General features: G+C 73.5%; 17 protein-coding genes. 8 read left to right on the top strand and 9 right to left on the bottom strand.

All coding sequences use genetic code 11. The features are described from left to right. Both I3F58_RS29780 and I3F58_RS11840 read right to left on the bottom strand, forming a co-directional pair. The coding region (locus tag I3F58_RS29780; protein WP_344069737.1) for a biotin carboxylase N-terminal domain-containing protein at positions 1-65 on the bottom strand (65 nt) is incomplete at its 3' end. 332 nt (positions 66-397) lie between these two features. Further along, positions 398-1159 carry a response regulator transcription factor gene (locus I3F58_RS11840; protein WP_240108288.1) on the bottom strand — a complete coding sequence of 254 codons (762 nt, stop codon included), beginning with the start codon at positions 1157-1159 and terminating at the stop codon, positions 398-400. Positions 1160-1504: 345 nt separating this feature from the next. Here I3F58_RS11840 and I3F58_RS11835 point away from each other — a divergent pair, with 345 nt between their 5' ends. Next, positions 1505-2194: a ScbR family autoregulator-binding transcription factor gene (locus tag I3F58_RS11835; protein ID WP_240108287.1), complete on the top strand. Its 690-nt coding sequence runs from the start codon at positions 1505-1507 to the stop codon at positions 2192-2194. Positions 2195-2544: 350 nt separating this feature from the next. Here I3F58_RS11835 and I3F58_RS11830 read toward each other — a convergent pair whose 3' ends face one another. Further along, positions 2545-3114, bottom strand: a complete 570-nt coding sequence (locus tag I3F58_RS11830) for a TetR/AcrR family transcriptional regulator (protein WP_240108286.1) — start codon at positions 3112-3114, stop codon at positions 2545-2547. A 139-nt stretch (positions 3115-3253) separates the two neighbouring features. On the opposite strand from I3F58_RS11830, the gene I3F58_RS11825 reads away from it, so the two are divergent. After that, the gene (locus I3F58_RS11825; protein ID WP_240108285.1) at positions 3254-4672 is read left to right on the top strand and encodes an FAD-dependent monooxygenase; all 1419 of its coding nucleotides are present in this window, start codon (positions 3254-3256) and stop codon (positions 4670-4672) included. A gap of 540 nt (positions 4673-5212) precedes the next feature. Next, positions 5213-5650 carry a glutaredoxin domain-containing protein gene (locus tag I3F58_RS11820; protein WP_240108284.1) on the top strand — a complete coding sequence of 146 codons (438 nt, stop codon included), beginning with the start codon at positions 5213-5215 and terminating at the stop codon, positions 5648-5650. A 3-nt stretch (positions 5651-5653) separates the two neighbouring features. On the opposite strand, the gene I3F58_RS11815 is transcribed toward I3F58_RS11820, so the two are convergent. Beyond that, positions 5654-7297 (bottom strand): SulP family inorganic anion transporter, encoded by a 1644-nt coding sequence (locus I3F58_RS11815; RefSeq protein ID WP_240108296.1) that lies wholly within the window; start codon positions 7295-7297, stop codon positions 5654-5656. A 77-nt stretch (positions 7298-7374) separates the two neighbouring features. Next, a complete protein-coding gene (locus I3F58_RS11810) occupies positions 7375-7716 on the bottom strand; it encodes a helix-turn-helix transcriptional regulator (RefSeq protein ID WP_240108283.1) in 342 nt (113 codons plus the stop codon). A 180-nt stretch (positions 7717-7896) separates the two neighbouring features. Here I3F58_RS11810 and I3F58_RS11805 point away from each other — a divergent pair, with 180 nt between their 5' ends. Continuing rightward, positions 7897-9579 (top strand): class I adenylate-forming enzyme family protein, encoded by a 1683-nt coding sequence (locus tag I3F58_RS11805; RefSeq protein ID WP_240108282.1) that lies wholly within the window; start codon positions 7897-7899, stop codon positions 9577-9579. Between the two features lie 126 nt (positions 9580-9705). On the opposite strand, the gene I3F58_RS11800 is transcribed toward I3F58_RS11805, so the two are convergent. Then, positions 9706-11070 carry a M6 family metalloprotease domain-containing protein gene (locus I3F58_RS11800; RefSeq protein ID WP_240108281.1) on the bottom strand — a complete coding sequence of 455 codons (1365 nt, stop codon included), beginning with the start codon at positions 11068-11070 and terminating at the stop codon, positions 9706-9708. A gap of 260 nt (positions 11071-11330) precedes the next feature. Between I3F58_RS11800 and I3F58_RS11795 the strand changes: the two genes are divergently transcribed. Further along, the gene (locus tag I3F58_RS11795) at positions 11331-12029 is read left to right on the top strand and encodes a TetR/AcrR family transcriptional regulator (RefSeq protein WP_240108280.1); all 699 of its coding nucleotides are present in this window, start codon (positions 11331-11333) and stop codon (positions 12027-12029) included. 186 nt (positions 12030-12215) lie between these two features. After that, the gene (locus I3F58_RS11790; protein ID WP_240108279.1) at positions 12216-13748 is read left to right on the top strand and encodes an MFS transporter; all 1533 of its coding nucleotides are present in this window, start codon (positions 12216-12218) and stop codon (positions 13746-13748) included. A gap of 34 nt (positions 13749-13782) precedes the next feature. Here I3F58_RS11790 and I3F58_RS11785 read toward each other — a convergent pair whose 3' ends face one another. Continuing rightward, positions 13783-14286 (bottom strand): MarR family winged helix-turn-helix transcriptional regulator, encoded by a 504-nt coding sequence (locus tag I3F58_RS11785; protein ID WP_240108278.1) that lies wholly within the window; start codon positions 14284-14286, stop codon positions 13783-13785. A gap of 73 nt (positions 14287-14359) precedes the next feature. Here I3F58_RS11785 and I3F58_RS11780 point away from each other — a divergent pair, with 73 nt between their 5' ends. Continuing rightward, positions 14360-15124, top strand: coding sequence for a dioxygenase (locus tag I3F58_RS11780; protein WP_240108295.1), 765 nt, complete (start codon positions 14360-14362; stop codon positions 15122-15124). Between the two features lie 20 nt (positions 15125-15144). Here I3F58_RS11780 and I3F58_RS11775 read toward each other — a convergent pair whose 3' ends face one another. After that, entirely contained in the window at positions 15145-16167 is a 1023-nt protein-coding gene (locus I3F58_RS11775; protein WP_240108277.1) for a questin oxidase family protein, read from the bottom strand. 436 nt (positions 16168-16603) lie between these two features. Between I3F58_RS11775 and I3F58_RS11770 the strand changes: the two genes are divergently transcribed. Beyond that, positions 16604-17593: a sigma-70 family RNA polymerase sigma factor gene (locus I3F58_RS11770; protein ID WP_240108276.1), complete on the top strand. Its 990-nt coding sequence runs from the start codon at positions 16604-16606 to the stop codon at positions 17591-17593. A gap of 171 nt (positions 17594-17764) precedes the next feature. Here the strand turns inward: I3F58_RS11770 and I3F58_RS11765 are convergent, their stop codons facing one another. Beyond that, entirely contained in the window at positions 17765-18748 is a 984-nt protein-coding gene (locus I3F58_RS11765) for a YafY family protein (protein ID WP_240108275.1), read from the bottom strand. Positions 18749-18791 lie beyond the last annotated feature (43 nt).

The raw sequence follows: 18791 nt of genomic DNA, 5'->3' as shown, positions 1-18791 counted from the left end.
TCCCGGCAGGCACGGGCGACACGGACAGCGATTTCGCCACGGTTGGCGATGAGCACCTTGCGCACGATGAAGTCTCTTCTCCTGGCTGGTCGGTTGTGTGGCGGAACAGTCGGGGCTCCGCGAGCGCGTACCACCGGGGTCCCGGGCGCGGAGTCGAGCGGACCGATGGGGGCCGGGCCTGGGGAGTGTCCGGCGGATCACGCCGGCATCGGGGCCGGGGAGCTCTGATCGCCGGTGAGCGGTTCTGGTGCGTGCGGGTGCACGTCGGGGGCGGGCGTCGGTGCGGAGCAGCGGCAGCCGACGGCCGGGGCTGCGGGGTGACCCTGCCCGGGCACGGCCGGGAGCCTGGGGAGGGCGTGCCGGGTTCCGCAGTCCGGGATGTCCGTTCGGACACGGCTCAGGCGTGGCCGAACCGGAATCCGACCCCGCGGACGGTGATGATCCAGCGGCTCGAACCGAGCTTGCCGCGCAGGCTGCTGACATGCGTGTCGATGGTGCGGCCCGGCCGGGACCAGGAGTCGTCCCACACCTGTGTCATGAGCTGCTTGCGGGAGACGACGGTCTCGGGCTGGGAGGCGAGCAGGTACAGCAGGTCGAACTCCTTGCGGGTGACCTCGATCAGCCTCCCGTCCAGGGACACCTGCCGGGTGCGCGCGTCGATGCTCAGCGGGCCGCTGGTGATGACGTGCGCGGCGGGCGAGTGGGGCCGGACCCGGCGCATGACGGCCTCGATGCGGGCCATCAACTCGCGGAATCCGTAAGGCTTGACCATGTAGTCGTCCGACCCGGCCTGGAGGCCGAGGACCCGGTCGAGTTCGGTGTCACGCGCGGTGATGGCGATGATGGGCGTGTCCGCGGCGGCTCTGATGCCCCGGCAGACCTCCAGACCGTCCAGGTCGGGCAGGTCCAGGTCGAGCAGGATCAAGTCGGCGTCGGTGTAGGACTGGAGTGCCTTGGCACCGGTGGCGACGTTCTCCGCCTCGTACCCGTGCCGGCGAAGGCCCATGACCAGGGACTCGGCGGCGCGTGCGTCCTGCTCCACCACCAGGACACGCAGTGTCGGGCGGGCCTCCGTCGCGTCGTGCGGCGGTGCGGGTGCGCGACGGGCGGGCTGCTGCGGTATGCGGGGTTCGAGGAGGCTTGCGGTCTGAGGATTCATATGCTGCTCCTGCACGTTCGCGCGGCAGAGAGCCGCGAGCCGACCGTTCGTCAGAAGATTAGAAACCGCATCGCCGGTTTGTCAAAGCTTTTACCTGGCGTGACACGTGCGATCCACGCCACATGGCGGAGGTGCCAACTCCTCGCCCCGCAGCCCTTGTCGGGTGACGCTGATGGCGGCGGAGCGCGTGGTGGGGCGGCGATGGGCGGGGCGGCCAGGGGGTCGTCCGGTCGGTAACGGCCCGACAGCTTTGAGTCGAGCATGGTGCGGCCACGTTCAAAACAAACCAGGTAGATGGTTTCATGTCTGCATGATGCAGCTCTATCGCCCCGCCGGGAGGCTCCGTTGAGCAGGCAGGAACGAGCCGCGCGCACGCGTCGCGCGCTGATCCGGTCGGCGGCCGCCGTCTTCGAGGAGTGCGGCTACGCGCAGGCCAGTCTGGCGCTGATCTCCGCCGGTGCCGGGGTGAGTGCGGGTGCGCTGCACTTCCACTTCGAGAGCAAGGCCGCCGTCGCCGCCGCCGTGGAGGCGGAGGCGCTGTGTGCCCTGCGCGCGGCCTCCCGGGACAGCCGCCGCGAGGGGGGATGCGCTCTCCAGGATCTGGTCGACGCCACGCACTCCCTCGCCTCGCTCCTCTGCTGGGACACCGTCACCCGGGCGGGCTTCCGCATCAGCTGTGAGGGTGCGCGCGGCGGCGAGGTGGACCTCCACCGCGAATGGCAGGACCGCGTGGAGCGGCTGCTGGCGGCGGCCGACGGTGAGGGAGGGCTCGCGGCCGAGGTGTCCCGTAAGGACACGGCGGTCGCGGTCGTCGCGGCCACCGTCGGGTTGGAGGTGCTGGGGAGGCGTGACCGCGAGTGGCTGTCGCGCACCTCGCTGACCGGCTTCTGGCGACTGCTCCTGCCGCAGATCGCGGCACCCGGGCAGTATGCCCGTCTCGAACCCGCGGGGCTCGCCGTCCCCGTGCGGGGCCTGCCCGACGGCCTTTCGCCGGTCGGGGCTGCCGACTCCTGCATGGCGGTCGCGCGCCCCTGAGCCGCGGTGCCGGAGGTGGAGGGGGCGCGGCTGTGGTCTCGTCCATGCCGGTGTCCGGTGCGAGTGCAGGGGTGTGTCCCGGGTCGGGTTCTCCTCGTCGTCGGGCGGTGCTGTCGGCGCCGTCGCGACCTGCGGCAGGGTGTTCACCCCGGGTGGGCGGTCGGGTGCGTGGCGCACGCCCGCCCCCGCGGGCCGTCAGGACGCGCCGGGCGCTCGTCCGCGGTGCCCGGCCGTCGTCGTCCCGCTCCGTCGGCGGTACGGCGGCGTGGGCCGCGGGCTCCTGTGACGGAGCCTGCGGTCGCCGGGGCCGGGGGGCGGCCGGGTGCCGGGGCGCGGACGGGAGCCGCGGGTCAGGGCTTCTCGGCTGTCAGATACCGCTGGATGGTGGGCGCCAGCCAGGCGATGACCTCCTCGCGGTCCAGGCCGACGGCGGGAGGCAGCTTCAGGACGTAGCGTGCCAGGGCCATGCCCAGGATCTGCGAGGCCACGAGCGCCGCGCGGGTGGGGGCCTCGGCCGGGTCGGGGCACAGGCCGGCGATGAGCGGGCCTATCTGCTCCTTGAAGATCGCGTGGATGCGCTCGGCGCCGGCGGGGTGGGTGACACCGCTGCGGAGGACGGCGTTCAGTACGTCGTCGGACTCCCAGCGGTCGAGGAAGTGGCCGACGAGGACGGCCCCGACGTGCCGGGCGGGCAGGGCGCCGACCGGGGGGAGGCGCAGGTCGATCTCGGACGCGGCGGCGAAGAGCCGTTCCTTGTTGCCGTAGTAGCGCATCACCATCGACGGGTCGATGCCGGCGTCGCGGGCGATCGCGCGGATGGTGGCGCGCTCGTAGCCGTCCGCGGCGAAGCGTTCGCGGGCGGACTCGAGGATCGCGGCACGGGTGGCGTCCGAGCGCCGGGGGCCTGGCTCCGTCATCATGCCAACAAATGTAGGCCAACGCGTGTTGACAGGCCAGTCGCGAAGGCCTCACACTTGCCAACAGGCGTTGACCAACATCTGTTGACCAACGCTCGTCGAGGGTCCGTTGAAGTTCGCGGACGTCCATGGGGAGGACGGCATGAACGAACAGATGGCAGACACGGCGACGGATGTCGTGGTCGTGGGAGCAGGCCCCACAGGCATGCTGCTGGCGGGCGACCTGGCGGCGGCGGGCCTCCGGGTCACGTTGGTGGAGCGGCGCCCGCCGGAGATCGCCAACCTGACGCGGGCCTTCGGGGTCCACGCCCGGACGCTGGAGCAGCTCGACGCGCGAGGCCTGGCGGACGAACTGGTGGAGACGGGACGGCCGGCCGCGAGCCTGACCTTCTTCGGCCGGTTCGCCCTGAACCTGTCCGGACTGCGCTCGCGCTTCCCGTACGCGCTGATCACTCCGCAGTACGAGGTCGAGCGCCTGCTGCAACGGCGCGCGCGGGACGCCGGGGTGGACTTCCGGTACGGCACGGCCCTGCGCGGGCTGCGCCAGGACGCCCAGGGCGTCACCGCGGAACTGGCGGCCGTGGAAGGCGGCGAGACCTCGGTGCTCAGGGCCCGGTACCTGGTGGGCGCGGACGGTGTCCGCAGCACCGTCAGGGACCAGCTGGGACTGCCGTTCCCGGGGCATGCGGTGATCAAGTCGATGGTCCTGGCCGACGTGCGCTTCGACAAGGCGCCGGGCGAGACGATCGCGGTGAACGGCGCGGGCGGCACCTTCGCGTTCGTGGCGCCCTTCGGGGACGGCTGGTACCGGGTGATGGGCTGGAACAAGGACCACGAGGTGCCGGACAGCGAGCCGGTCGACCTGGACGAGGTCCGCGGCATCGCCCGCCGGGCCCTCGGCACGGACTACGGCATGCGCGACGCCCGCTGGGTGTCCCGCTTCCACAGTGACGAGCGTCAGGTGCCGTCGTACCGCACGGGCCGTGTCTTCCTCGCCGGCGACGCGGCGCACGTCCACTCGCCTGCGGGCGGCCAGGGCATGAACACCGGCATCCAGGACGCCGCGAACCTGTCCTGGAAGCTGGCCGCGGTTCTGCGCGGCGAGGCACCGGACCCGGAGGCCCTGCTCGACAGCTACCACGCGGAACGCCACCCGGTCGGCAAGGCGGTACTCCGCAGCAGCGGCGGAATCGTCCGCATGGCGATGGCCCACACCCCGGCGCAGCGCGCGGTCCGCGCGGCGGCCACCGGAGTCGTGGGCACGGTCGGTCCCGTCCAGCGCAAGGCCGTCGGCATGATCACCGGCGTCGGCATCCACTACCGGGCCCCGCGCGGCGCCCACCCCCTCACCGGCAGGCGGTCCCCGGACCTGTCCCTGCGGGAGGGCCGCCTGTACGAACTCCTCCGCAAGGGCGCGCCGGTCCTGGTCACCCCCCAGGGCGCGGCTCCGTCGGCACCCCCGTTGGCGGGCACCCCCACCCAGGCCACCTGGCTGGACCCGTCCCGCACCACGGCCCTGCTCATCCGCCCCGACGCCTACATAGCCTGGGCCACGGACTGACCTCCCCGGGTCCGGCGGTCACACCCGGTGGGGTGCGGCCTCCGCGACCGTGGCGGCGATCGGTCGCCGCCACGGTGCCGGGTCGGTGCCGGGCTGCCTGTCGGCGGCCCGCCTACGGCACCGAGGGCAGGCGGTCCCGTCATGAGCCGGTGACCCCGGGGCGGGAGCGGCGCTCACCGGACTCGCCCCGCCACCCGCCGGTGGCCCCGGGGGGTCCGCTCCGTGGCGGCTCGGTGCGACCGGCCGGCTCACCCCAGCGAGAGCGTGATGCACCACCGCGGCTCCACCTGGCTCGGATCCGGGCTCCACCAGGTCCTGGACGGGGTCCGGCGGGCCGGGCACCCCGAGCCGGCCGCCGCCCCGTCCCCCGCTGGAGCCGGCGCACCGGCTGCGCAAGGACGCCTCCTCGGTACGCGGCACGCGGGACGAGCCGGAGGAGGCCGCCCACCGGTCAGCCCGGCAGGTGCGGGCGCACCGCTTCCGGCCCGCGTACGCCTGCCCCGTGGCCCGCCGTCAGCCGCCTCGGTAGTCTGCGTCGGCATGAGGCGCACGTGGGTCCTGCCGACGCTGTCCGTGCTCTGCGGGTCGGGTCTCGCGGCGGTGCTGACCGTCAAGGGTGACGTCGGAGCCGCCGCCCTGACGCTGCTCGTGTCCGGGCTGCTCGCAGGCGTGAACTCGCCTCTGTTCTTCCCGAAGCCGATCGGCGCGCTGGAGGCACAGCGCCGCAGCGCGGCCGACGGCCGGCCGGTCGTCTACTGGCGGCCCGGCTGCCCGTACTGTCTGCGGCTTCGCTTCGGGCTGGGGCGCGGCGCCCGGCGGGCGTACTGGGTCGACATCTGGCGCGACCCGGCCGGAGCGGCAGCGGTGCGTGCGGCCAACGACGGCGACGAGACCGTGCCGACTGTCGTCGTGGCGGGTCGGCCGCACGTCAACCCCGGTGCGGCGTGGGTGCGCTCCCAGCTCCCCCGGTCCGGGTGACGGCTAGCGGGCCGTCGCCGCCGGGGGCGGCAGCACTCCCGTGCGGTGGAGGAGAGCACGGGCGCCGGCGATGGCCTCGGGAGTGGTCGCGTACTCGCGGCCCTCATGGCGGAGCAGGGCCAGGGCGCCCACCGAGTCCAGGGCCTGGCGCTGGCCCGGGCGGATGCCGGACGTGAGGACGGCGATGCCGCGGCGGTTCAGTTTCTCCACCGCGTCCTTCAGGACCAGCGCGCCCGTCGCGTCCAGCGTGGTCACCCGGGACATGCGCAGGATCACCACCCGCACCTCGGCGACCTCCGACAGCTCCAGGAGGAAGCGGTGGGCCGCCGCGAAGAAGAGCGGGCCGTCGATGCGGTACGCCACGATGTGCTCGGCCAGCAGTTCGTGCTCCTCGGCGCTGTGGGCGCCGGGCACGCCGGACAGGTGCGGGGCCATGTCCTCCTGGTGCATGCGGGCCTGCAGGGCCACCGCCCGCAGCGCGAGGGCACCGGCCACCACCAGGCCGATGATCACCGCGTACACGAGGTCCAGGGCCACCGTCGCCACCGCGGTGAGGACGAGCACGACCGCGTCGGAGCGGGTCGCCTTCGCCATGGCGCGCAGCGAGCCGACCTCCACCATCCGGACCGCCGTCGCCAGCAGCACGCCCGCCAGGGCGGCCAGCGGAATGCGGGACACCAGCGGCGCCGCCGCGAAGACGATCACCGCCAGGACCGCGGCGTGGGTGAGCGCGGCAAGCCGGGACGAGGCGCCCGTCCGGACGTTCACGGCCGTACGGGCTATCGCCGCCGTCGCCGGAACGCCGCCGAACAGCGGCGCGGCCAGGTTCGCGATGCCCTGCCCGAACAGTTCCCGGTCGGGGTCGTGCCGCTCGCCCACCGTCATCCCGTCCGCGACCGTGGCGGAGAGCAGGGACTCCAGCGCGGCCAGCGCCGCCACCGCGATCGCGGGGGCTACCAGCGCGTTCAGCGCCGACAGGTCGACGAAACCGAGTGACGGCGCGGGCAGCCCGGACGGCAGGTCGCCGATCGGGGCAGCGCCCTCCAGCCCGAAGACCGCCACCGCCACCGTCGCCGCGACTACCGCCACGATCGAGAACGGCACCGCGGGCCGCAGCCGCGCGCCGACCAGCATCGCCGCGGCCACCCCGCCCGCGACGCCGACCGCCGTCCAGTTCGGGTGCGCCGCGAACTCCTGGAAGGCCCGCCAGGTCACCGCGAGGACCCGGTCTCCCTCCGGCTTCTGCACGCCCAGCGCGTTCGGGATCTGCTGAAGGCCGATCACGCAGGCGATTCCGAAGGTGAAGCCCTCCACCACCGGCGCCGGGATGTACCGCATGTACTGCCCGGCCCGCAGCAGGGCGAGCGCGAGGAGGATGACTCCCGCCATCAGGCCGACGGTCAGCACCCCGCCCGGCCCGTGCTCCGCCACGATCGGCATCAGCACCACGGTCATCGCGCCCGTCGGCCCCGACACCTGGAGGTTCGAGCCGCCGAACAGTGCCGCGAGCGCACCGGCCACCACGGCGGTCGCCAGCCCCGCCTCCGCGCCGAGACCCGAGGACACCCCGAAGCCCAGCGCCAGCGGCAGCGCCACGATCGCGACGGTCAGTCCGGCCAGCAGGTCCCGGCGTGGCGAGCGCTTCATGGCCGTGAAGTCGGCACGGGCGGGCAGCAGCGCGCGCACCCGTCGGCCGGCCCCCGCGAGCAAAGCCGTACCGCTGCTCACTTCGTCGACGCCTCCGCGTCCCGCAGCTCAGCCAGCAGCTCGTTCTGCCCGGCCAGCAACTCCGTCAGGATCCGCCGCGCCGCCCGCATCAGGTCGGCCACATCGCCCCCGGCCAGCTCGTACACGACCGTCGAGCCCTCCCGGGTGGACGTGACGATGCCGGAGCGGCGCAGCACGGCCAGTTGCTGGGACAGGGCGGAGGGCTCGATGCCGATGTCCGCGAGCAGCTCCCGGACCGGCATCGGGCCGTTCTGCAGCAGTTCCAGGACGCGGATGCGGACGGGGTGGCCGAGCATCCGGAAGAACTCCGCCTTGGCCTGGTAGAGCGGAACGGGCACCGGTCGGATCTCCTTCGTGGTGGAGCTGTGCCCGCGGCTACCTACGGGCACAGCGAAACCATCATGTGACGAATTGAAAAAATCTGCAACTCGGGGTGCGGGGCGCGGGGAGGCGGGCGGGCCCCCGTCAGGTGGCCGGGGCCACAGAGACGTACCGCCCGGCTCCTGTAGCGTCCGGGCGTGCCGCAAGATTCCTCGTCCTCCCTCACAGCGCCCGGCGCGCCCTTCGCCGTCACCCGGGGATCCGACGGCCGCCTCCAGTACGTGAACGGGCCCCGCACCCTGCGCGAGTTCGCCGACGCGACCCGGGGCTTCGGCGCACGGCCGTTCCTCGTCGGCGAGGACGGGACGCCGGGCGGGAGGGTGTACTCGTACGGCGCCTTCCACGCCGCCGCGGGCGGGCTGGCGCGGCGGCTGGTCGGCACGTACGGGCTGAAGCCCGGCGACCGTGCCGTGATCGCCGGGCGCAACCACCCCGAGTGGCAGATCGCGTTCTGGGCCACCCAGCTCGCCGGGCTGGTCGCCGTGCCGCTGAACGCCTGGTGGACGGAGGCGGAGTGCGCGTACGCCCTCGACGACTGCGCGCCCGGCGTGCTCCTCGTCGACGACGAGCGGGCGGAGCTGCTCGCGCCCTGGGCGCGACGGCACGGCGTCCCCGGGATCGTCTTTCACGGCGGGGGGCGCGAGGGCTTCGAGCCGTACGACTGTCCCGGCGCCGACCCCGCGGCCGCACCCCCCGTCGTCAGCGTCGCTCCCGGCGACGACGCCACGATCATGTACACCTCCGGCACCACCGGCCGCCCCAAAGGCGCCGTCGCCACGCACCTCGCCCAGGCCGCTGCCGCGATCAACCCGCGCTACCAGGCCGCTGCGGCCGCCCTGGACCGCGGCGAGCATCCCGGCCGGGGCGGACGCAGGCCGCCCGTGTCGCTGACCACGTTCCCCTTCTTCCACGCCGCCGCGTTCACCTCCCTGTACGCGGTGATGGCGGCGGGCGGCACGCTCGTCCTGATGCGCAAGTGGAGCGCCGACAGGGCCCTGGAGCTGATCGACCGGCATCAGGTCACCCACTACGCGGGCGTCCCCGCAACCGCCCTCCAGCTCCTGGACGCCGCCACCGCGCGGGGCCACCGGCTCCCCAGCCTCACCAACTTCAACACCGGCGGCGCCGCCGCACCCCCCGCGCTCGTCCGGCGGCTCACCGGGACGTACGGGGAGCGCGTCGAGCCGCGCAACGGCTACGGGCTCACCGAGACCTGCGGCGGTGTCCTCGCGCATTACGGCGCCGCCTACCGCCGCGACCCCGACAGCGTCGGCCGCCCCACGCCGGTCACCGAGACCCGGGTCGCCGGGCCCGACGGGAGGCCCGTGCCCGACGGGGAGGTCGGGGAGCTGTGGCTGCGCGGACAGAGCCTGGTGCGCGGCTACTGGCGCGACGCGCGTGCCACCGCCGAGGCGTTCACGCCCGACGGCTGGTTCCGCACCGGTGACCTCGCGGTGGTGCGGGACGGGGGCCGGATCGGGGTGGTGGACCGGATCAAGGACGTGGTGATCCGGGGCGGGGAGAACGTCTACTGCGTGGAGGTCGAGGCCGCGTTGTTCGCGCATCCGGGGGTGGCGGACGCGGCGGTGCTGGGCGTGCCGCACCCGGTGCTGGGGGAGGAGGTCGCGGCGGTGGTGCGGCCCCGCGCGCCGGGCGCGGTCACGGCAGCCGGCCTGCGGGCCCATGTCGCCCGGGACCTCGCGGCCTTCAAGGTGCCCGCGCACATCCTCGTACGGGACGTCCCGTTGCCGCGGAACGCGGCGGGCAAGGTGCTGAAGGGCGAGCTGCGGCGGCAGGCGTTCTCCGGGAGCGGGAACTGAGCCAGGACCGCCCGGCGGCTGAGGGCGGGCTCCCCGCCCGGTTTCCCGGGCGGGGGTACCTCCGAGTCGCGGCCAGGGGATTCCGAGCGGGACCCCGGCTCCGGGGCGGGGCGGGCCGGAAGGGGACTACTCCCTGGTCACCCGCACCCGATGCGTGCCGTCCGGCTTCCGCGCCAGCACCGACACCCGTATCCCCGCCCTGCGGTCCACGAACGACTCGCCCGGGACGTAGGGAGCGTCCGACAGTTCCGCGTGCACGTTGGGCCGCCGTGTGCAGCCGCCGCTGTCCGGCTCGCTGTCCATCACCTTGACCGGGCCCTGGCCGGTGTCCACATCCGACCGCACCCGGTAGATCAGCACGCCCGGATCGCAGACCGCCTCGTCGTTGCCCTCCCGGGTCCGCACCTCCACCACGTACCCGGAGTTCCGCCCCGTCGGCACCAGCGCCAGCTTCACACCCGGGCCCGGCCGGGGCAGCGGCGTGAGCGTGTAGTCGCGGGATCCGCGCCCCGCCGCGCACCGCACCTGCTCGGCCTCCAGCCAGCCGAGCTTCCACTTGTGCCAGCCGAGCAGGTCGTTGTTGGCGCCCCAGTCCTCGGACATGATGTCCCAGTGCCCGACAGTGGCGCCGCCCTCGCCCGTGTAGAGGTCGGGGAGCCCGAAGACATGACCGTTCTCGTGGGGCAGCACCCGGAAGCCGGTCTCGTGGAACGATCCCGAGCCGTCGTCCTGGCGGCTGTAGACGAAGGACGTGTTCGCGAGGGCCACGCCGTCCGCGCGCGGCGCGTCGGTGTTGCCGGAGAAGGTGACGGACAGGACGGTGTCCAGGGCCGAAGGCCCGGCGTTCGGTGTGACCAGTACGTTCACCAGGTCGTACGCACTGAAGTCCACGCGCCCGTCCACCGCCGTCACCATGTCCTCGACGAGCCGCCGGTACCCCGGCTCGTAGGGTGCGCCGCGCGTGATCCCGTACGAGCGGAAGGAGCGCGGCATCCGCAGCCAGTCGGGCACGGGCGTCTCCGCGAGGTAGTGCAGCCGCCCGTACGAACTGACGCGGAACCAGTCCGAGGTCTGCGGGAAGAACTCCGCGTACCGCCGCATGGCGAGACCCTCACCGGGCGCGTCCGGGAAGTCGATCATCAGGATGAGGGCCCGGACGACGCCGGTCGAGCGGCTGTAGCCGGGGGGTGTCGGGAGGCCCTCGGACATCTGGACACCCGAGGCGGTACGGATCCGGCAGGGCGCGAGGGCCTGGGCGGCGGCCCCGGAGCCGGACCCCGGGCCCGACGTGGCAGCGGCCTCGGCGTCGGGGGCGGCGGGTCCCGCCGTCGCGGGGACGGGGCCGCGCAGGTTCACGCTCGCCGTGGTGAGGGCGGCGAGGGCCAGGGCGGTCGCGGTGCCGAGCACGGCCGTGCCGCGCGCCCGCCGTGCGCCGTGCGCCGCGTCTATTCGCCGTCTCCGGCGGGTCCGGGTCCGAGACCGCTCGTGCATGCCCACGCGCCTTAGCTCGGCGGCAGCCGGCCGGTTCCGGTCTGCGCTCCGTGGGCTCAGCCTCTGCCGGGCGTGTCGCCCCCGCGCGTCGAGTGGCCCGAACGTGGGACGGGAGCGCGAGCGGAGGAGAAGTGACGCGGGTCACAGGGGGCGAGGAAATTAACGGGGACTGTTTCCCCGTTTGGACTACTGTCCTGACTAACCGGGGAACGGTTCCCCGGTTCGTGAACGGAAAGGGGTGTACGACGGTGGCCGACGCCATGGGTACGAGCCAGCCGGTCGAGCCGGTCGAATCGGCCGCACCGGCGTGCGCCCCGCGCAGGGCCTCCCGCCCGCGTGCCGACGCCCTGCGCAACCGGGAGCGGATCGTCGCCGCCGGCCGCCAGATGTTCGTCGAGCACGGGGTGGACGTCCCGCTCGACGAGATCGCACGCCGGGCCGGGGTCGGCAACGCGACGCTCTACCGCCACTTCCCCGACCGGGCCGCCCTCGCGCGGGAGGTCGTCCTCTCGGTCATGGCCCGCGCCACGGAGCGGGCCGAACGGGCCGCCGCCGAAGAGGCCGACACGTTCGCGGCGGTACGGCGCTTCGCGCACGAGGCGGCCGACGAGCGGATCGGCGCCCTGTGTCCGATGCTGTCCGGCACCTTCGACCATGACCACCCCGAACTCGTCGCCGCACGCGAGCGGTTGGCCGAGGCCGTGGAGGGCCTCGTCGGCCGGGCCCAGGAGGCCGGACGGATGCGCCCCGACGTCGCGGTCGGTGACCTGCTGCTCGCGGTCTCCCATCTCACCCGGCCGCTGCCCGGTACGTCGTGCGCGGTGGGCATCGAACGGCTCGTCCACCGCCACCTGCAGCTGCTGCTCGACGGGCTGGAGGCCCCGGCCCGCTCCGAGCTGCCAGGAACCGCGGTGACCCTGGAGACCTTGCGGGAAGGCGCGGGTACGGCTGACGCCTGATCACTCCTGTTCGACGGCTCACGCCCGACCGTACACGCGGGTCGTGACGCCGTACGCCTGACGGACGCCGTACGCCCGGCCGTACGCCTTCCGCGGTCTCCCCTGCCCTCTTCCGCTCCTCCTCTCCCTCACTTCTCCCTTCCTGCCCCCTCACCCTGTTTGACGACCCCTTAGGCGGCTCCTCCCATGTCTCTCCCTCCTTCACCCGTCCCTGATCCGAGGCGCTGGAAAGCGCTGGTCTTCATCGCCCTGGCCCAGTTGATGGTCGTGCTGGACGCCACCATCGTGAACATCGCACTGCCCTCCGCCCAGCAGGAACTCCACATCTCGGACGCGAACCGGCAGTGGGTCATCACCGCCTACGCCCTGGCCTTCGGCGGACTGCTGCTGTTCGGCGGGCGGGTGGCCGACCTCTGGGGCCGCAGGCGGACCTTCATCGTCGGCCTGCTCGGCTTCGCCGCGGCCTCCGCCCTGGGCGGCGCGGCCACCGGTCAGACGATGATGCTCGCGTCCCGCGCCCTCCAGGGCGTGTTCGGCGCGCTGCTCGCGCCCGCCGCGCTGTCGCTGCTCGCCGTGATGTTCACCGAGACCCGCGAGCGCGCCAAGGCGTTCGGCATCTACGGCGCCATCGCCGGTGGCGGCAGCGCCATCGGACTGACCCTCGGCGGCTTCCTCACCGAGTACCTGAACTGGCGCTGGACGTTCTACGTCAACATCCCGTTCGCCGTGATCGCCGCGGCCGGCGCGTACCTGGTGATCCGCGAGCCCGCCGGGGCCCGCAACCGCTCGCCGCTCGACATACCGGGTGTCGTGCTGTCCACGCTGGGCCTGGTCGCGCTGGTCTACGGCTTCACCCGTGCCGAGGGGCATGGCTGGACCGAGGGCGGGACGCTGCTGATGTTCGGCGCGTCGGTGGTGCTGCTCGCCGCGTTCGTGCTGGTCGAAGCGCGGGTCAAGCACCCGCTGCTGCCGCTGCGCGTGATGACCGAGCGCAACCGGGGCGGGGCCTACCTCTCCCTCGGGCTCGCGATCATCGCGATGTTCGGGCTGTTCCTCTTCCTCACCTACTACCTCCAGGTGGTGAAGGGCTACTCGCCGCTGAAGACCGGCTTCGCGTTCCTGCCGATGGTGGCGGGCATGATCGTCGGCTCGACGCAGATCGGCGCCCGCCTGCTGACCCGTGTCCCGCCGCGCATGCTGATGGGCCCGGGCTTCCTGGCCGCCTCGGCCGGCATGCTGCTGCTGACCGGGCTGGAGATCGACTCCTCGTACGCCGGGCTGATCCTGCCCGCACAGGTGCTGCTGGGCCTCGGCATGGGCACGGCGTTCATGCCGGCGATGTCCCTGGCGACGCACGGGGTCGAGCCGCGTGACGCGGGCGTGGCCTCCGCGATGGTGAACACCTCGCAGCAGGTCGGCGGCGCGATCGGTACGGCGCTGCTCAACACGATCGCCGCCTCCGCGACCACCGCGTACGTCACGGCGCACGCCGCCTCCGCGACCACACCGCAGGCGAAGCAGCTGGTCGTGTTCCAGTCGATGGTCGAGGGCTACACCAGCGCGATCTGGTGGGCGGTCGGCATCCTGCTGGTGGCCGCGGCGCTCGCGCTGACGCTGATCACCGCGGGGCGCCCGGGTGGCGGGGCCGGTGCTCCCGGAGCCTCCGGTGCGGCGCCGGACGAGGGCGACGAGGTGAAGGTCCCCGTGCTGGCGCACTGAACGTGACGCGGTGACCGACCGGACCTGCCCCGGCTCAGCGGAGCCAGGGCAGGTCCGCGTTGGCGTCGCACTCCTGGAGGCCGTCGGTCATCACGCGCATGATCTCGCCCAGCTGCTCGACCTGCTCGGGACTGAGCCGGTCGAAGATGGCCTGCCGTACGGCGGCGACATGTCCGGGGGCGCTGCGCTTCAGCACCTCGAACCCCTCGTCCGTCAGGTACGCGTTCTGGCCGCGCTTGTCGGAGGGGCAGTCCTCGCGGCGCACCCACCCGTTCTTCTCCAGGCGTGCGACGGCGTGCGAGAGGCGCGAGCGCGTGATCTTCGCGCCCTTGGCCAGCTCGGTCATCCGCATCCGGCGGCGCGGCGCCTGGGAGAGCTGGACGAGGAGCCCGTAATAGATGTGGGGCATCCCGGCGTCCCGCTGGAGCTGGCGGTCGAGATGGTCTTCCAGGAGTGTCGTGGCGTGCCGGTAGGAACGCCAGATGTCCTGCTCGCGGTCGGTCAGCCAGCGCGGCTCGTCGGTGGACGCACCATTCATATATCCACTCTACTTCTTCTTGAAGGTTCAACTAGATCGCGCTACCGTGAAGAGCGTGATACCTGCCGGGCGGATGCCCGCCCTCTACCTCTCGCACGGCGCCCCACCGCTGGCCGACGACCCCGTGTGGCCCGCGGAGCTGGCCGCCTGGTCCGCGGGGCTGCCCCGGCCGACCGCGATCCTGATGGTCTCCGCCCACTGGGAGGAGGCCCCGCTGGCGCTCGGCGCCACCGAGACGATCCCGCTGGTGTACGACTTCTGGGGCTTCCCCGAGCACTACTACCGGGTGCGGTACGAGGCGCCCGGCGCGCCCGCGCTCGCGGAGTCGGTCCGCAAACTGCTGCGCGCCCCGGGTGCGCCCGTGCAGGACGTGCCCGACCGGGGCCTGGACCACGGGGCGTATGTCCCGCTGGTGGAGATGTACCCGGACGCCGACATACCGGTGCTTCAGGTCTCCCTGCCGACCCTGGATCCGGGCGGGCTCGTGGAGATCGGGCGGAAACTGGCACCGCTGCGCGAGGAGGGCGTGCTGATCGTCGGCAGCGGCTTCTTCACCCACAACCTGGCCGCGCTGCGGCACGGCGGCGCGGTGCCCGGCTGGTCGGCCGAGTTCGATGCCTGGGGGCGTGAGGCCCTCGCCGCCGGGGACGTCGACGCGCTGCTCGACTTCGAGCACAAGGCCCCGGCCGGAAAGCTCGCCCACCCGCGCACCGAGCACTTCGCGCCGTTGTTCGTGACGCTGGGTGCGGCGGACGCGGCGGGTGAGCTGGGCTCGGCGCGCGGGGTCATCGAGGGCTTCTGGATGGGCCTGGCGAAGCGCTCCGTGCAGTTCGGCTGAAGGTGCGGCCGTGTGCCGGGTCAGATCAGCTCCACGGCCCGCAGGGCGGCGCCGAGCGCGACCGGATCACCCGCATCCACGGCGGTGTCCGCGAACTTGATGGCGTGCTCGTCGCCGTGCGCGGCGGCCCGTTCCAGCACCTCACCCGCGTGCGGGGAGCCCTTCGGTTCGTACGGGACGGGGCTCTGCGGCCGGTACGCGGCGGTCACCGCCGCGCTCGCCGCCCACGCCGCGCCCAGACTGGGCGCCCACAGTTCGCGGGGCAGGGCGGGCAGGGTGCGCAGCACCGCGTTGGGTGCGGTCGCGGCGTGGACCAGCATGACGGGCGAGCCGTGCGCGTGGGTGCCGTACCAGCGGGTGGCGGAGCCGACGAGGTCGGTGAGGCGTTCACGGGCGGTGTCGGGGTCGGGCGCGGTGCCCCAGGCGGGTATGCCGGCCAGCTGGGCGAGGCGTTCTCGGATGCCGCCGCTCTGGTCGGGCACGGCAGGCACGGCGTCGAGTGCGGTGGCCGCGTCGGCGGCCGGGGCCAGGGCGGTGAGCGGGGGGAGCGGGGCGTGACGGGCGGCCCAGTAGCCGAGCGCGTGGGCCAGCTCGGTGACACGCGGCGCCGTCTCCTCCCCGGCGAGCAGGGTCCGCACCGCGTGGCCGACCCGGATCACCGGGTGCGTGGCGCCGCCCGCGATGCCCGGCAGCAGCCGGGGCCACCACTCGCCGAGCACCTCCGGCCAGGGCCGCTCGCGCGTCTCCCGCTCGAAGAACCCGGCCCAGTCCGCGATCCGCACCGGGTCTCCCAGCGCCTCCGGCCAGTTCTCGGTCGTCACGCGCGCATGGAGGGCGGGCATGTCCTCCAGCCTCGCGCTGTACCCGTCCAGCCACCGGTGCACCCGTGACGCCTGCCCATGCCGCACGAGCGCCTCGACGGCCATGGGCGCGTGGTTGGAGAGCCAGCCGTCCCGCTCGGGCCCGCGGTCGTGCAGCCGCTCCAGCGCCTCGTCGAGCACGCCGGTCCTGTCCTCGCCCGAGGTTGTCCCCGTGATGTCCATGCCGAGGACCCTATGTAGAAGACCCTTGTCGAGTAAGGGACTTGAGGCGGATGGGGCGGGGGTCGGGAGACCTGGGCCGCGCGTCCCGGTCCGGCGCGATTCTTCGGGGGCTCGCCCACGCCCGCGGGCGAGCCCTCCCGGCCGCCCGGCGGGGGTACCCCGGTGCGCGTGGAGGAGGCCCGGAGGGGGCGGACCCCGGTTCGGGAGGGGCGGAGGCGGGAGATCGGCAGCCGGGCAACCCGCGCGCCGCCGACGCCGTCTTCAGGGGCGGGGAAGTCGTCCCGCAGGGCCGCGGCCGGACAGGGTACTGCATGATCACAGAAATAGATGCGCCGCATGGGAATTCTGTCCGGATTCCAGTCGTTGTTTCCCACGGATGCAGTGATGCAGGGCACCCGAGAAGGGTGTCGCGACCTACTCAGCCAAGGGAGCTCGCATGGCAACCCGTGCCGTCGTCCGTGACAAGTCCGCCACCACCGGGACCGAGCGGGCAGACAGCGTTCGCGGGGAGATCGCGGACCGCGACCTGGTCGGAATGTACCTCGACGAGATCGCGCGGACACCGCTGCTCGACGCCGCGAAGGAGGTCGAGCTGTCCCAGATCATCGAGGCCGGCGTGTACGCCCAGCGGATCCTGGACGGCGAGATCGACTCACCCGCCGGCGGGGCGACCCGCGAGGAGCTGGAGCTCCTGGTCGCTGAGGGGGAGCGCGCCAAGGACGTCTTCATCCGCTCGAACCTGCGGCTGGTGGTGGCTGTGGCCCGCCGCTATCCGCGCAGCGGCCTGCCGCTGCTGGACCTGATCCAGGAGGGCAACGCCGGTCTGGTCCGCGCGGTGGAGAAGTTCGACTACACCAAGGGCTTCAAGTTCTCCACGTACGCGACGTGGTGGATCCGCCAGGCCATCACCCGGTCCATAGCCGACCAGTCGCGCACGATCCGGCTCCCCGTCCACCTGGTGGAGGAGCTGGGCCGGATCCGCCGGGTGCAGCGCGAGTTCAACCGCGAGCACGGCCGCGACCCGGAGCCCGCGGAGATCGCCGGCGAGCTGAGCTCCACCCCGGAGCGGGTCGGCGACGTCCTGGACTGGGCGCGTGACCCGGTGTCCCTGAACATGTCGGTGGACGACGCGGGGGAGACCCAGTTCGGTGACCTGCTGGAGGACACCTCGGCGGTGTCGCCCGAACAGTCGGTGCTCACGCTGCTGCGCAGCGAGGAGCTCGACGACCTGATCGACCGGCTCGACCACCGCACCGCGTCCATCATCCGGATGCGGTACGGCATCGAGGACGGCCGCGAGCGGACGCTCACGGAGGTCGGCAAGGAGCACGGCCTGACCCGGGAGCGGATCCGCCAGATCGAGAAGCACGCACTGATGGAGCTGAAGCGCCTGGCCCGAGACACCGGCTTCGACGCGGCGGCCTGACGGCTGCCGCCCGCGACCCCACCGCCCTGCCCGGATCCCCCCCCTGGGGCGGGACGGTGGCCCGCGGCGCCCCGCCCTCCCCCCGGCGGGGCGTCGCCCTGTGCGGGGTGCTGCCGGTGTCCGCGTGACGCTCTCGCCCGGTGGCCGGCTGCCGGCGTCTGCGTGACGCCGTCAGCCGCCCTGCCCGGCCGCCCGACCCAATCGCGCCCCCAGGCCTGCCACGTACCCCACCAGCACATCCGGCCCCCGCACCGCGAACTCGCAGTCCACCAGCGCCAGCCGCAGGGCCAGCCACTCCACCGAGTCCGCGACCCGCGCCCGGAGCCGACAGGTCCCCTCCCCGGTCGCCTCCGGCGCCAGGAACGGAGGCAACCGCGCCGCCACGAACGAGGCGGGCGCAGCGAACGTCACGTCCACGTCCATCGACGGATGCCGCCCCCGCAGCGACTGACCGAGCAGCTCCGCCGCGTCCCCGCCCGGCAGCTCCCGCGGCGTGAACCGGGCGCCCGTCGGGAACGGGTCCGCGACCCGGTCCACCCGGAACGTCCGCCAGTCCTCCCGCCCCAGGTCGTACGCGACGAGATACCAGCGGTACCCGGTCGACACCAGCCGGTACGGCTCCACCTGGCGCCGCGACTCGGCGCCGTCCCCGGCCCGGTAGCCGAAACGCAGCCGCTCCCGCCCGGTGACGGCCGCCGCCAGCGCGGTGAGCGTCCCGGCGTCGACCGTCGCGCCGTCGCCACGCGTCAACGGCAGCGTCGCGCTCTGCAGCGTCGAGACCCGGTGCCGCAGCCGCGACGGCAGCACCTGCTCCAGCTTGGCCAGCGCCCGTACGGACGCCTCCTCCACGCCTTCGATGGCGTGCCCCGCCCCGGCCCGCAGCCCCACCGCGATGGCCACGGCCTCCTCGTCGTCCAGCAGCAGCGGCGGCATCGCCGCACCGGCGACCAGCCGGTACCCGCCGACCGCGCCCTTCGTGGCCTCGACCGGATAGCCGAGGTCACGAAGGCGCTCGACGTCCCGCCGGATCGTGCGCGAGCTGACCTCCAGCCGCTCGGCGAGCTCACTGCCCGGCCATTCGCGCGGGGTCTGGAGCAGGGACAGCAGCTTCAGCAGACGTGCGGATGTGAGACGCGCAGATGTCGTGTCCGTCATGGCATCCAGGATCCCGCGCATCTAGGCCAGAAGCTGACCTATA

The sequence above is a fragment of the Streptomyces sp. MUM 203J genome (assembly GCF_022414595.1).
Classification (GTDB): domain Bacteria; phylum Actinomycetota; class Actinomycetes; order Streptomycetales; family Streptomycetaceae; genus Streptomyces.
This window is presented reverse-complemented; position numbering and strand designations above follow the sequence as displayed.

What these genes read in the sequence shown, in the direction of transcription:
- I3F58_RS11785 (WP_240108278.1), bottom strand. Translation starts at nt 14,286, where the DNA reads ATGAATGGTGCGTCCACCGACGAGCCGCGCTGGCTGACCGACCGCGAG.
- I3F58_RS11780 (WP_240108295.1), top strand. Translation starts at nt 14,360, where the DNA reads ATGCCCGCCCTCTACCTCTCGCACGGCGCCCCACCGCTGGCCGACGAC.
- I3F58_RS11795 (WP_240108280.1), top strand. Translation starts at nt 11,331, where the DNA reads ATGGGTACGAGCCAGCCGGTCGAGCCGGTCGAATCGGCCGCACCGGCG.
- I3F58_RS11825 (WP_240108285.1), top strand. Translation starts at nt 3,254, where the DNA reads ATGAACGAACAGATGGCAGACACGGCGACGGATGTCGTGGTCGTGGGA.
- I3F58_RS11765 (WP_240108275.1), bottom strand. Translation starts at nt 18,748, where the DNA reads ATGACGGACACGACATCTGCGCGTCTCACATCCGCACGTCTGCTGAAG.
- I3F58_RS11820 (WP_240108284.1), top strand. Translation starts at nt 5,213, where the DNA reads ATGAGGCGCACGTGGGTCCTGCCGACGCTGTCCGTGCTCTGCGGGTCG.
- I3F58_RS11830 (WP_240108286.1), bottom strand. Translation starts at nt 3,114, where the DNA reads ATGATGACGGAGCCAGGCCCCCGGCGCTCGGACGCCACCCGTGCCGCG.
- I3F58_RS11770 (WP_240108276.1), top strand. Translation starts at nt 16,604, where the DNA reads ATGGCAACCCGTGCCGTCGTCCGTGACAAGTCCGCCACCACCGGGACC.
- I3F58_RS11815 (WP_240108296.1), bottom strand. Translation starts at nt 7,297, where the DNA reads ATGAAGCGCTCGCCACGCCGGGACCTGCTGGCCGGACTGACCGTCGCG.
- I3F58_RS11800 (WP_240108281.1), bottom strand. Translation starts at nt 11,070, where the DNA reads ATGCACGAGCGGTCTCGGACCCGGACCCGCCGGAGACGGCGAATAGAC.
- I3F58_RS11840 (WP_240108288.1), bottom strand. Translation starts at nt 1,159, where the DNA reads ATGAATCCTCAGACCGCAAGCCTCCTCGAACCCCGCATACCGCAGCAG.
- I3F58_RS11790 (WP_240108279.1), top strand. Translation starts at nt 12,216, where the DNA reads ATGTCTCTCCCTCCTTCACCCGTCCCTGATCCGAGGCGCTGGAAAGCG.
- I3F58_RS11775 (WP_240108277.1), bottom strand. Translation starts at nt 16,167, where the DNA reads ATGGACATCACGGGGACAACCTCGGGCGAGGACAGGACCGGCGTGCTC.